9 protein-coding genes are annotated in these 13,737 nt (G+C 41.8%); 5 read left to right on the top strand and 4 right to left on the bottom strand.

Annotated features, from left to right (window positions below; all coding sequences use genetic code 11):
• Positions 1-127: 127 nt before the first annotated feature.
• On the bottom strand, positions 128-2,998 hold the full coding sequence (locus ACRRS0_RS10005) for a hypothetical protein (RefSeq protein ID WP_432453352.1): 2,871 nt from the start codon (positions 2,996-2,998) through the stop codon (positions 128-130).
• Between the two features lie 195 nt (positions 2,999-3,193).
• On the opposite strand from ACRRS0_RS10005, the gene recR reads away from it, so the two are divergent.
• From recR to ACRRS0_RS10030, 5 genes are all read left to right on the top strand, one after another.
• Positions 3,194-3,796, top strand: a complete 603-nt coding sequence (recR, locus tag ACRRS0_RS10010) for a recombination mediator RecR (RefSeq protein ID WP_432453351.1) — start codon at positions 3,194-3,196, stop codon at positions 3,794-3,796.
• Positions 3,797-4,013: 217 nt separating this feature from the next.
• Positions 4,014-6,116: a glycosyl hydrolase family 28 protein gene (locus tag ACRRS0_RS10015; protein ID WP_432453350.1), complete on the top strand. Its 2,103-nt coding sequence runs from the start codon at positions 4,014-4,016 to the stop codon at positions 6,114-6,116.
• A 477-nt stretch (positions 6,117-6,593) separates the two neighbouring features.
• On the top strand, positions 6,594-7,250 hold the full coding sequence (locus tag ACRRS0_RS10020) for a Qnr family pentapeptide repeat protein (protein WP_432453349.1): 657 nt from the start codon (positions 6,594-6,596) through the stop codon (positions 7,248-7,250).
• Positions 7,251-7,968: 718 nt separating this feature from the next.
• Positions 7,969-9,201 carry a pepsin-like aspartic protease gene (locus ACRRS0_RS10025; protein WP_432453348.1) on the top strand — a complete coding sequence of 411 codons (1,233 nt, stop codon included), beginning with the start codon at positions 7,969-7,971 and terminating at the stop codon, positions 9,199-9,201.
• Positions 9,202-9,204: 3 nt separating this feature from the next.
• A complete protein-coding gene (locus ACRRS0_RS10030) occupies positions 9,205-9,972 on the top strand; it encodes an avidin/streptavidin family protein (protein ID WP_432453347.1) in 768 nt (255 codons plus the stop codon).
• Between the two features lie 119 nt (positions 9,973-10,091).
• Here ACRRS0_RS10030 and ACRRS0_RS10035 read toward each other — a convergent pair whose 3' ends face one another.
• The 3 genes from ACRRS0_RS10035 to ACRRS0_RS10045 form a co-directional block, all read right to left on the bottom strand.
• Positions 10,092-11,075, bottom strand: a complete 984-nt coding sequence (locus ACRRS0_RS10035; protein WP_432453346.1) for a diguanylate cyclase — start codon at positions 11,073-11,075, stop codon at positions 10,092-10,094.
• A gap of 642 nt (positions 11,076-11,717) precedes the next feature.
• The gene (locus ACRRS0_RS10040; RefSeq protein WP_432453345.1) at positions 11,718-12,701 is read right to left on the bottom strand and encodes a diguanylate cyclase; all 984 of its coding nucleotides are present in this window, start codon (positions 12,699-12,701) and stop codon (positions 11,718-11,720) included.
• A gap of 277 nt (positions 12,702-12,978) precedes the next feature.
• Complete coding sequence (locus tag ACRRS0_RS10045; RefSeq protein ID WP_432453344.1) at positions 12,979-13,449, bottom strand: DUF2780 domain-containing protein; 471 nt, start codon at positions 13,447-13,449, stop codon at positions 12,979-12,981.
• Between the last annotated feature and the right edge of the window lie 288 nt (positions 13,450-13,737).

Raw genomic sequence — 13,737 nt, forward strand, 5'->3', positions numbered from 1 at the left:
TGCGCTGTTATGACCCGCTGAAGTTGGTCATAACAGCATATCGATTTAGCTCCCGCTTGTATGCATCACCTTAAAGCCGCCGTTGGCAGCGGTAGGCTGTTAGCGTTTAAGCTAAACCGCTCTGCTTTTACAAATATTCACTCAAACTTGCTTGGCAAAGCTCTAGGGCGTGACTGTCTTTGTTTAAACTTGCCTGAAGCATTTCGCCTAACAATGTGCTTAGTTTTACATCATCAAATTTTTGAGCACTGAGGATAATTTCTTGAACTTGTTTTTGCACTTCAGGCCATTGTTGTGCTTGCAATTGCCGATTGATCTGCGATAGCCGTTGCCGAGCTTCGCTGCTAAAGATGGGGTATAAGGCCTTTAGGTAACTCGCTGGTGTGCTAGCAGTGACTTGGTTCTCTATCTCTTCTGAGGTGGCTTGTTCTGTTGATGTACAGAGTTGATTAATTATTTGGCTATATTGCTGCTCGGTTTGGTTCAGAGTATCGAGTAGTTGTTCATCTTGAAATAACTGTTCGAAGAGCGATGATTTAAGTTGTTGTTGACTAATCACAGTGTATAGCTGCTCAGCAGTAACGGGTAATTCAATCTGTTGATAGCTTAGTTTTGCAAGGTATTTCGGCAGCTCTTGGAAAGACGAATCCTGAAGAATAATCAAATTTTGCAGTTTATGTTTTAAGGCTAATTGTGCGAGTTGAGGAGAGTGCACTTGGCTGGCATTGATGATTACACTTTCGATAGAGGCCAGATTCGCCAGCCGTTGCTGAGCTTGGTTAATGGTGCAATATTCAGCTTTTAAACCATAGCTTTCATTGAGAACGGCTATATAGTCTGGCGCTTGCGACTCGGTTCCTAGTGAGAAAACCAACCGTGCTTTTTCATTCGATTGGGCCAGCCCTTCTGCAGCGATAGCGGCCAAAGATGAGGCTTTTACTTCACGTTGTTGCTGTTGTTCGCTTTCAGGATTGCTAGTTATGAGTTGTTCATAAAGAAAACTACTCAGTCGTGGCCGTAAACAGTAACGGTGTTCCGATTCTAGTTGTGCCAATGGCGGCGGGGTGTCGACATAGATGAAGTGTTTTAACGATGTCGCAGCTAATTTAGTTATAAATTCAGGCAGCTCCGCTCGCTCACTGACATACCATAATGTTTGTGTGGTATCGATTTGCTCGAGTTGCTCTCGGGTGAGTAGTTGTAAACCAAATAATTGTAGTTGTAGATTAAGACACTGCTGGGCAAAACCGGGTTCTATATCGATAAGTACTTGGATTTGTGTTGCTTGAGTTTTTACCTGCTCGAGCATTGATGTTTTAGCGGTACTCTCTAGAGACATCGTTAAACACAAAGAGTCTTGGTATTGCTGTTGCTCGCCACCAATCTGTTCCAACAAGACTGAACTACAAGCTAACAGGGATTGTTGTATTGGCTGTAAGTGGTTGGCTTGTTCAACATCAATATTCAACTGTATTTGCTGTTGTTGTAAATCGAATTGAAATAGTACCTGAGTTCCCTCTGGATATAAGGAAATTAAATACAGCTGTAGGTCAAATATTGCCTGAGTGAGCGCAAGGTTTAACTGGTAGTAGGGCTTCAGTTCAGGGTTAATAACTAAGCCCCAGTCAATATTTTTACAGGCTAACAGGGGGGCAAATGTGCTGAGGCGCTGTTCAAATAGGTGAATCACAGAATAAGCATCGGTATTGAGTGTTACTGCTTTGTTTTGTACCCAAGGTAAACAGCGTAGCAAGCTCGATAAGCGCAAGCTGCTATCGAGCGCTAGACCTTTGTTGAGGTGATCCGCCAGTAAGGTGTTATTTAACTGGTGCAAGGTGCTGAAACATGCGGCTTTTAGTGGTGAATAAAGCTCAGCTAACTGTAACTGCTGGACGCTACTAGCCAAGCTTGTTTGGCTTGGTTTGGCTTTCGTTATTGTTGGTATTGGTACTAAACGAACTAAATACAAGGCATCGTCATGAAAGTTCAGCGTGATGTGAGTCGCATAGAATTGTTGATCGGAATTTTTACCACGGACTAACAAACAAAATTGTTCTGGGTAGGAGACTAAGAGCTCGATAAAATCAGCTGAATTTTCTGTATCTTGTTGGGCTTTAGGCTGAAAGTGCTCGTTTAAATTAGTGCGCGTTAGTTGCTCTGCAGCGATCCCCAAATAGCTTAAAGCGGATGGGCTCGCTTCGATCACATGATTATGTTCGTCGACCACATAGTAAGCTTGATTCAGCTGTTCTAAGAGGGCTTTTTTTAGACTATTGGCTCGACTTGATAGTGCAACTAATTGTTTGAGCTTTTGCTGATTTTGCAGTTGTGCACTATTAGCTTCACTGAGTTGTTGCTTAAGTTCTTGATATTGTTGTTCTACGGAAGCCGCTGATTGCTGATTTGTCTGTTGCGGTGCTTTTGTTGCATTTGATGTGGTTAAGGGCTTTGCTTGGGAAGTAACTTTGGGCCTGAGTATTCGTGCTGCGATTAAACTAAGTATTAATTGTAGAAAGGCGAGCAGAATAATTGGACGAGCTAATGGTTGTTGATTGGATTTCAACCAATCGACTAGCCTCGTTGGACTACTGAATTCAATTTCAACCCAAGCTAAAGGGTTGATCTGCTTGGCTGGGATCTGCTGATTATTAAATTTTTGGGCTAATTTATGGGCCTTCAGATAATTTTCACGACCCTGTTGCAAGGGTTTTCCGGCCTCCACCATTAGCTGCTGGCTGCTCTCATCTGTCACTTTCACGTAGTTGATACTAGGTGAAAGCAACAGTTGTTGAGCTAACGCTTCCAGCTGGGCTTTATTTTGACTATTTACCGCTTTTCTGGCACTGATTTCAAATAAACTTAAGGCCGTTTTCACTTCATTGACGCTAGCGTTACGTTGTTGTTCAAACAAGACCGGCAGACAAACAAAGCCTAGGCTGGTAATAATGACAAAGCTAACTAAGTTGATGATCAATACAGTTCTAAAAAAGTTATTCACAGTCGTCCTTGCAGTGAAAATATGCGTTTAGGCAAAGCGTTATTTGTGGATCATGATAACTCAAATTCATTGTCTCAGCAGTAATCTTGGCTCGCTTGTTGTTATCGCTGATAATAATAAAATTGTTGAGCTAGGTGAATTTTGCCAAACACACTGTTACATTAGCCTCGCAAAAACCAGTTTAGCGGAATGCCAATGAAATATAGTCCGAGTATCGATCATCTAATCAAATCATTACAAGTCTTACCTGGCGTGGGCCCACGCAGTGCTCAGCGGATGGCTTTTCATTTGCTAGAGCGCAAACGCCAAGATGGTTTGCAATTAGCCGCCAGTATTAATCAAGCCATGGAAGTCGTTGGGCATTGTGAATGTTGTCGTAACTTTGCTGAGGATGATTTATGTCCGATATGCCAGTCGACAAAGCGGATGAATAAGGGGCAGATCTGTGTGGTTGAAACCCCGGCAGACGTTGCCGCGATAGAACAAACGGCGCAGTTTTATGGTAGCTATTTTGTATTGATGGGCCATTTATCTCCCTTAGATGGGATCGGACCAAGTGAGTTAAACTTGGATAAATTGGAGAATCGGCTGCAAAACGAACCTATATCGGAACTGATCCTCGCCACTAATCCGACGGTTGAGGGCGAAGCAACCGCCTATTATATCTCTGATATGGCAAAACGTTACCAGGTAAAGGTGTCGCGTATTGCTCATGGCGTGCCGTTGGGGGGAGAGTTAGACAGTGTTGATGGGACAACTTTGTCTCATTCATTTATTGGTCGTCAGTCTTTCGATTAATTGCTGCCAGCCCCCGTGATCTTTAGACTCCTGCTTCGGCAGCTGTGTTTGTTTATAAGTCTATGTTTTTACAAGAAATCTCTTGCGAATTTGGAATTAACTTGCAGATATTTCGAGTCGCCTCACATAATCAAAAATAATTAGTGACCAGAAACAGTGATTACTGATAAATAGTACTTCATATTTGAAACGCTATTTTATTTTTAAGAGGACTGTTATGGGCTCTGCAAAATGTATGCTCGCTGTTTTGGTTTTAGGCCAGACGATGTTGTTAACAGCTTGTCAATCTCTGGATGTGGGATCGGTACAAGGTTCCGAGAAGATGGAGCCTCAGCTGAGTCACCAGACTGTAGAGCCTTCGGTCAGTCCGTTGCTTTTGAGTCGACCGATGGTCCCTACCTTAGCCTATGATGACCGCTCCTTGGTATTGGCTTGGAACAAACCCGATAATGGACAACAGATTGTTGATTATCGGGTTTATCAAAATGGGCAGCCATTGGGCTTGTCGAGTCAAAATAACACTACTCACAATCCAGCAAAGCCTTATATGGACCAGTTTTTTGCCGAAGATAAGGCTGGTTTTCACCAACGCAGTGTTTATCTAAACTTCAAGGTAAAGCATTTACAGCCAGCAACTGAATATCATTTCTCGGTTGCTGCTATCTATGCCGATGGTCGTGAATCGCCTCGCAGCCCGGTTCTCACAACCGAAACGGCAGCCCCCTTTAGCAGAGTGGTTGATATCCGAGACTTTGGTGCAATTGCAGATGGCCTAACGGTGAATACAAAAGCTATTCAGGCGGCAATTGACACTTGCTCGGTGGCCTCGACCAGTGCTTATGGATGTAAGGTGCTTATTCCATCAACAAACAGTGGCAAGGCTTTTGTGAGTGGGGCATTGTTCTTAAAAAGTAATATGACTCTGGAGATTGCAGCAGGAGCTGTTTTGAAGGGCTCGGGAAATGCCGATGACTATCCTTTAGGCCAGGGTTATCAACTGTATAGCTATCGAACCAATACGACCGATTCACGCCGTCCACCATCATTACTGAACGCCCTCAACCCGCATCAGATGAATGCTGAAAATCACAGCCAACATGGTTACGATTATCGTCGCGGTCGCTTTAACAATATCCGAATTGTTGGTGACGGAACCATCGATGGTGGCGGCTGGTTAAGGGGGAAGGACACTCAAGATGAACTAGGTCAGTCGCTGGCATATTATCCGGCAGGGAGTCGGGCGAAAGTATATCGCTTGGGATTATTGGCAAAAGACCAAATGCAAAAAGCTTATCGACAATTTAACCCCGCTTGGGATGGTGATACCGATGAAATTGACTATCAGGCGCAGTTACATCGTGACTTGTACTCGAATCGGCGCTCTAGCCTGGCAACCTTTCGTGGGGTGCGAGATATTTACTTTGCGGGTTTAACGCTACTCAACCCGGCCTATCACGGGGTGATGTTTCTAGAAGCCGAAAACACGGTGTTTGCTTATAATTCGGTTCAAACCTTTGATATTAACAATGCCGATGGGGTAGAGTTTGGTAATAGTGAAAACTCTCTGATCTTTGCTAATTTTATCGATAGTGGTGACGACTGTATAAACTTCGCTGCTGGTCAGGGGGCGGATTATCATTTGGGCTCTGCGCATGTGCAGGCCACCGATGGCGCTTGGATTTTTAATAACTATACCCGCGAAGGGCATGGCATGGTGGTTGCTGGCAGTCATACTGGTGCCTGGATCCAAAATATTCTGGCAGAAGAGAATGTTGCCTTTATGACCGATAATGGATTGCGAATGAAGAGCACTCCGGCTACTGGCGGGGGAGCGCGCAATATTACTTTTCGCAATAACGCGATGAAAGATATTGGTACCCAAAATTCCCATCAGATTGATGGCCTGATCATTGAAAATCGTGGCCGGGTCGGGAATCCATTTGTATTTACCTTGGCCTATAAAATGGGGGATAACGTATTTGAATCGGCACCCAAGGCTGCTCAATTTCGCGATATTGTGGTGCAGGATGTGAGCTTAGATAATGTTGATAGTGAAAGCCCGGCAAATTATTGGCTCAAAATCGATGGTTACGACGGTGCCGATCAAAGTTTGGTTTATCCAGAAACCTTTCAACAAAACTTTTTGTTTGAACATGTGCGAGTAAAAAATACTAAAGTTAGCCATATCAGTCGTCTGAAAGATGCAGTCTTTCGTGATGTGACGATTGAAAGTTGGGAAAATGCCGCGACTTCCCCATGGCAGCTCAGTGACTCAGAAAACATTCAGTTTATTGACGTCACGCCACCAATCAACCTCTAATCATGCACTCATCAGGCAAGCGATCTTGAATGGCTTGCCTTGTTGTTCGCTTTAACGAGCATCGGAACGCTTAACCCTATATGTTTTAGCCATTCAAAACATATATTCAGATTGACGACTAGCGCTTATACCCATCTGATTCATCATATGATTAATTTATTACGCAGAATAAATCTGCCGATAACCAGGCATTAAGTGCAGCAACTCGTGGTCCTAGTGACAAGATACATCACGCAGTTAGCGGTAATTTAGGCCCCCAAGAACGGCCAGATAATTAGTTCTATTGGATTAGTTAACCATAAACATTTCACGCGATGTTGGCCTTACTGAACGTCCAAACCTTGTTCTAGGTGTCGGTTTGGTAGCCAATATTAGCCATTTGAGCACCTTTAAAGGGGTGTTTTTAAAAGCTTTGTTTTTATTGCGATTTCGGGGGTAGCTGTTAGTCTTCAGGCTCGTGTGGCGCAAGGGCTAGTTATGAACGAAGAATATGAAGTGTTTAATCAAGTTGATTTTTCTCACCAGGATTTGGGTGATGCCCTTTTTAAACGTTGTAAGTTTTATCAATGTGATTTTAGTCGTACAAATCTAAGGGATGCGCAGTTTGTCGATTGTATGTTTATAGAACAAGGTGCGATTGAAGGTTGCGATTTTAATTATAGTGACCTTCGTGACAGTTCTTTTAAAAACTGCCAGCTATCCATGGCTAATTTCACTGGGGCGAAATGCTTCGGCATTGAATTTAGGGGCTGTGATTTGAAGGGGGCTAATTTCATCCAAGCTAGTTTCTCAAATCAAGTGAGTCATCGCATGTACTTTTGTGCTGCGTATATCACGGGATGTAATTTATCCTATGCTAACTTGGAACGCCAATGTATAGAGAAATGTGACTTATTTGAAAATAACTGGATTGGAGCCAATCTACAAGGCGCCTCTTTCAAAGAGTCGGACTTAAGCCGAGGTTTATTTTCTGAAGATTGTTGGACCCATTTTCAGCTGCAAGGTTGTAATTTGTGTCATTCAGAATTGAATGGTTTGGACCCCAGAAAAGTCGACCTTAGTGGTGTAAAAATTTGCGCTTGGCAGCAAGAGCAGTTACTTGAGCAACTTGGGTTGATTGTTTTACCTGATTAGTTGCACTGATATAGTGACATAGTACATCACAGAATTTATCATTTGGATCCGTCACAATTCCGGTCGTCAGTTCTCATGCGTCGTTGTGACAGGAACTGTCTGCTTATCCTAAGCAGGTTTAGCTTCAACAACTTCGCTCAGAGCGCTGTGGTGAATCTCCTAAGGCGACACCCATGACGGATGAGCCGCGCCGTATTTGCGAGTCAGAGACGCGAGTTAAGCGCCTTGAAATGGAAAAAGACATTCTAAAAACGGCTTTTGTCAATGTCTTTCACCATGCGTAATTCTTTGTTTTATTAACGTCATCATTTAAGTTCATCCCGCTCAGACTCTTCCAAGGTAATACCTAGTCGTTGAGCTTCATCTCTAAATTCCTGCGGATAGCTCTTGTATGATTTTTCAAACTCATATAGATCTCTTAACGGATTAACAATACGGTCTCAAAATTAAGTGTCCGATGGCATTAGACCAGAACAGGCTTGTTTTAATCTGAATTGATCTACGGAATTTCTGAATAAATGTGTTCATTTTATCTTCAACGGTCTTGCCAGTCATTTAAGTTTCACTGGCTATTTTTGCTCTTCAACTCACAATTTAAGCCTTTGAGATGTTGAGTGAATATAGTTTTGACTATTTATTGATTTTTGGTGTAGATAATTTTATCAAATTATGATTGATTTATATGTCATTACAAACAACTATTTAAAAAGGATTGGCGATGTCTGAACAACTGAGTGAAACATGCTGTGGAATTAGCTTGCCGTTATCGAAAGGGCCATTTCAAAATAATGGCGCTTCGCCTTGGTATGCGACACTGACTCTGGGGACCGCAAAACCGGGAACCGAAATTCAGCAATTAAAATTTAGTGTTGATACTGGCAGTAACTTTGTTTGGGTGAGCTCTTCGCTATGTGTAGAGAATGAGTGTAAAGAAAATAAATGCCAACATTATGGCGGTGATTTGTTTAATTACCATAATTCAAGCTCTTTTCAGTTCATCTCTCAGCAACCACAAATGGTCGATTTTGGCCCATGGGGGGAGATGCAGGTAGAGCTGGGTGAAGATGTATTCCATTTTATCGATAACCAGCCAACACAAAGTGAGCTTTATCTATCTCGAGCATTTGTTGATAAAGATAGTCAATTTAAGGAGTTAGATTGGGATGGTGGCATCGGTATGCCAAGTTATACTATTCCGACTGACGGAAAATCGGAACACCAAGCGAAGGCTGGTCATTATGGTCTTCGAGCGGTCAATAAATTAGAACCTTCATTTCACATCATGGCTAGCCTGATAGAGCAGCAGCTAGTGGAAGCGCATATGCCGTATGTCGCCTTTGAAACGGATGGGCCAAGCGGGGAAGGAAGTGTTAGTTTGGGTCGACTCGATCGGAGTTATCAAACCAGTAGAGAGTATTTGTTTTTGCCATGGAAAGAATCTTTGATCCCAAGCGTTTCCTACTTATGGTCGACGCAGCTGGAAAGCTTTGCACTGGGTGATCAGATCTTAGCCAAGGATGCAGATTTTATACTCGATTCTGGTTCCTCTCAATATAAAGGCGATGTAGAAGTGATGAATGCGGCGCTTAAAGCCGTGGCTAAAAGTCCAGAAGAGTTAATTATTACTTTCGGTGATACGGGTGAAACGCCTAATGGTGAGCTACGCATTCCTGCCAGTACATATTTGGTGAAGATAGAGGCCGGTCAAGATGAAGGGCAAGTTCAACCTCAATTTAAGCCAATGGAAGGGATCCCTGGGCTAATCTTAACCGGGTCGGTTCTGATGGATTATCTATACACCGTTTATGAATATCGAGTCAGACATATTGCCGGCAAGGTTGCTTTGTTTCCGGTGGGGACTTGGATATTTAATAAACCTGGCGGCTTAAACATTATTCAAAACCGTCAATCTTCTCCCGCAAGAATATTTACCCAAAACAAAGAGAACTAATTTATGACTCACGCAATCGATGGAATGTGGCAAAACAGTTATGGCTCTCAGATGAGACTGAGCGTTCAAAAAGATGGTTTATTGTTGGGAGATTACAGTTCTACGACTGGTTCTTCAGGACGTTATTTAATGATTGGCTATGTGAGTGGTCATGAACCAAATCCTTCGCTGGGCCAAGGCGTCGTGCTCTCTATTTATTGGCGATCTGTGGAACGCTCTGCTCCTGACGCTAGTTGGCATTGGGTGTCAACTTATTGTGGTCAGCTTCAAGCGAATCAGCAGATGGAAGTGATTAATTCGCTGGTTGCATCAACCCAGTTTGAACAAATTATCGTTGGGGACTACATTGATAAACTTGGTTTTCATAAAGTTGAATCAAATGTTAACTTGCAACCCTTCGAGCTAAGTATTAAGGGAGAGCATCCGGATTTGATGAATGGTACTTGGAGTGATCCAAGTAACTCTCTTAGTATCCAATTGGCAGTGACAAACCCTGAGTTAGGTATTGTGAGTGGGTCAGCAAGCTTCCAGCAACAGTGCTTTCCAATTTATGGTTTTACCGATACGCATCGGGCCGATCTTGATTTACAAAGTTTATCGATTAGTGGTTTGATACCTAATGATAAGCAGCCCATCTCGATTAGTGGGACTCTCGATGTCGTGAGTCAACAGTTAAACGTGTCGGCCTGGTTAGGTAATGGCACCGCGCCAGAAGAGAGTTACTTGCAGGCGAGTATGTCTGCTTGGGTTTTAAATAAGAGCTCTAAGTAGCAAGCTATAAGCTGCAGTGTAGTAAAACTACTGCACTGCAGTTTGGCTTTAGCGCATATTTTCCTACTGATGAGGGGATTAGATAAATGTTTATTCAGAACACGAAGCTTCGATTCAAATTAAGGTTTAGTGCGATAAATATGGTTATTTTCCGCTAATTCAATCTCATTATCGTGCATGTCTTCATTGAAGATGCTCACTCTATCTCTGCCTTGTTTTTTTGAGAAATACATTGCTTCATCCGCTCTAGAAATGATCTGCTCCGAGCTATCATCTTGCACTTCTATTTGGGACAAACCAATACTCACAGTGACATGAACGGTATAGTTTTCGACGACACAAGGGCTATTTGATATTTTTCGCCTTAAGCGTTCGGCCATTTCAAGTGCTTGTTGTAGGCTGGTATTACTCAATATGATAGCGAACTCCTCACCGCCGAGCCGGCCAATATAATCCACAGTTCTTATTTCTTTAGAACAGATATCAGTGACATGCTTAATCGCTTGATCTCCTGATTTATGCCCAAGTAAATCATTGATGCTTTTGAATTTATCGATATCAAGCATTAATAAACAAGTGTCACTCTTGTAGCGTTGATAGCGATGTAATTCGCCAGCCAGTTTTTCCATGAAAGCACGGCGATTTAAAATGCCTGTTAGTTCATCTGTTTCAGATAATTTTTTTAGTTGCTCTTGCAGGTGATGCCGTAAGGTGATGTTTCTTGCTGTCCATACTACCCGTTTCAATCCATTTACGAGTGTTGGAAGTGGTTTGATGGTGCTCTCTATCCATAAGGTATCAGGAACAATAAAACTGTCAGGCAGCTTTAACATGGTCTCATTGGCAAAGTGATAGCGTACTACCAATGTTGTGTCACTTTGGATTGTTTTCTTAATATAATCCAGAAATTCAGTCGCTCTATCGTGCGAGAGCACGTCATGTAAGGTTTTACCAATATAGTCTTTAAAATCAAAACCTGTCTCGTTTTCTTCGCCTCCAAACACTTCCAAATATTCACCTGCTTCTGAAAATACGAACACATGGTCGGGTAAGGCATCTAATATTTGGTAATAGTTTTTAGATAATGAGTATTTTTCATCCATAATATGACTTATTTTCTAACTGGTTAGACATCTGTTTGATACATTATCATTAGTGATGTATTTATTCTCTATACACTGAGCTCGGTATGAATAATGCGGTTTTTTTTCAGTAAAAATGAAGCTAAATCATAGATTTTTAGACTTCAATGATCAGATCCTATCTGATGAAAAAATATTCACAAGTGTACATTTTTAAGTGAATATTTGATTAATAGTAGACCTATTTTTTATTACATGCGAAATACAGAGCTGCATATCTAGAAATAGAACAATAAAGTGAAATGAAATTTTGTCCGTTTTTTCAAATGATTACCTTGATGTGAATCGATGATGTTAGTCGTGGATGTGTGTCGTTTGCATATTTTGATACCCGCTGTTTCATCAACGGAGCCATCGCACTTGGTATAGACAATGGTATGTACCGACTAGGAGTCAGCCATTTTAATTGAAAATGATGACTTGGCGCTTAGCCGTCGCAATCAGTGAGCAGCTAAGCTTGGGAAGAGGATTATCATCAGACTTGACTTGCGAGCTTATCAAGCATTGGTTTTTAGGGCGAAAGTTTATAAGTTTTCCACGGTGAATGGCTAGCTTAATGAATGGGAATAACGCGATGAAGGTATTGATAAACGCTCGAGTTCATTAAGCTTTATTTTTACGAATATGGCTATGCTGAGTTAATTCAATCTCATGATTGCAAAGCTCATCGTGGAAAATTCTAACTTGGTCTCGGCCTTGTTTTTTGGCGTGATACATAGCTTTATCGGCTCTCGATATCAGATATTCTGAGCTATCAGCTTCGGTTTCTATTTGAGACAAGCCAATACTCACGGTGATATGAATGGTATAGTCTTCAACGACACACGGAGAACGCGCTATTTTTTGCCTTAAACGTTCAGCCATTTCAATAGCTTGTAGTAGATTGGCATTGCTGAGTAGGATCGCGAACTCTTCACCACCGAGCCGACCAATATAATCGACTTCTCGGATTTCTTTGGAGCAAATATCTGTGACATGTTTAATCACCCGATCACCGGATTGATGGCCTAGTAGATCATTGATACTTTTAAACCTGTCAATATCCAGCATCAATAAGCTGGTATTTTGCTTGTAGCGTTGGTAGCGGTGTAGTTCGATGGTCAATTTTGCCATGAAAGCGCGACGATTTAGAATGCCTGTTAGTTCATCGGTTTCAGACAACTTTTTTAGCTGTTCTTCCAGGTTATGTCGCAGAGTGATATTTCTTGCTGTCCATACGACTCGTTTTTGTCCGTCTTCGAGTAATGGTAGTGGTTTAATAATACCTTCAAACCATAGCTCGTTGGGTACAGAGATACCGTCAGGCAGCGCTAGCATATTCTCATTGGCAAAATGGTAGTGCACCACCAGTGTTTTATTGGTTGCTAGTGTTTTCTTAATATAGCCATGAAATTCTTCAGCTATATCTTGGGAGGTAACATCGTATAAACTCTTACCAATAAACGGCTTGCAATCGAAGCCGGCATCATTGTCTTCGCCACCAAAAACATCTAAGTACACTCCTGATTCCGAAAAAATAAATACATGATCCGGCAAGGCGTCCAATATCTGGTAATAGTTGCGAGATAATGAGTGTTGATCATCCATAATTCTACTCATTTTATAGCGTTTTAGTTATCCAATTTGTACATTAACATTGACATTATTATTATTCACCCTGCATTTTTCCATTCTTTGAGCAGGGGAGGTTTTATAAGATGTAGTTGTGTGATATTGAATCGAAATGCTGGCTATTTTATGGTTAATATCACTAGTTATATATATTTATTGATTGACAAGCCATCTCATGTGGTGCTCGGTTAAATGTTGAACCAAAATATATGCGAAATATTATTGATGCGGTCAATATTACTTCGCTTCATCATTAAGACCAAATTTTACTCAAGCCATCCACTAAGCTTGAGCCGCCGTTATTACCAACATATTGTAAAATAATGGGTGCAAACTGTTCTATCATACTTGCGTCTAAGCCCAATGCTGAAAAAGCACTTTTAACACTGTCCATGCTGCTAATTTTCTGGAGTAGTTGAGCGCTGAGTGAAGCGCTGTTTCCACTTGGAATAATGTCGTTCAACAAAGAGCTTTCGCTACCAGATAGCTGTTGTTGGGCAAGCGCCAGCAAGGCTGCTGTACCACCAGTAGCTTGAGTGTCACTCACGCCTAGCTGGCTAGTTAAATTGTTTAGTAGCTCACTGTTTATGGTGCTTTCTTGGTTACCGGTTAGCGCGGATGCTGAATCAAGCAGTGAACCCAAACCGGCGCTGTGTAGCTGAGGGCTCATGGTAAATAGCCAAGCGCAGACCACTAATCGCGCATATTTTATTTGCTTATTCATTATTATTCCCTCGTTAATGGCTGGATAAACAGGGTTGCTTAGCAAGAGCAACGATCATGCATTGTGCTATGAAATAGTGATATTGGGAACAATTTCACGAAATTATTGTATGGATTAACTGCAAATAAAAATGAACATTGACCAGATAAGCCATGATGCTTATTCAATATTTTGGTTTTTTTGCACTACTTTTGTTTACTAAAGCTTGGAATGGGACGGTATATATTGATTCGTTAAGCTTGCGAGAAATAGATTGGTCTGAAATGGTGGTTTGAGTGGCTGGAACTA

Origin of the sequence: Agarivorans sp. QJM3NY_29 (assembly GCF_050870835.2) — a bacterium.
In the GTDB taxonomy this organism is placed as follows: domain Bacteria; phylum Pseudomonadota; class Gammaproteobacteria; order Enterobacterales; family Celerinatantimonadaceae; genus Agarivorans.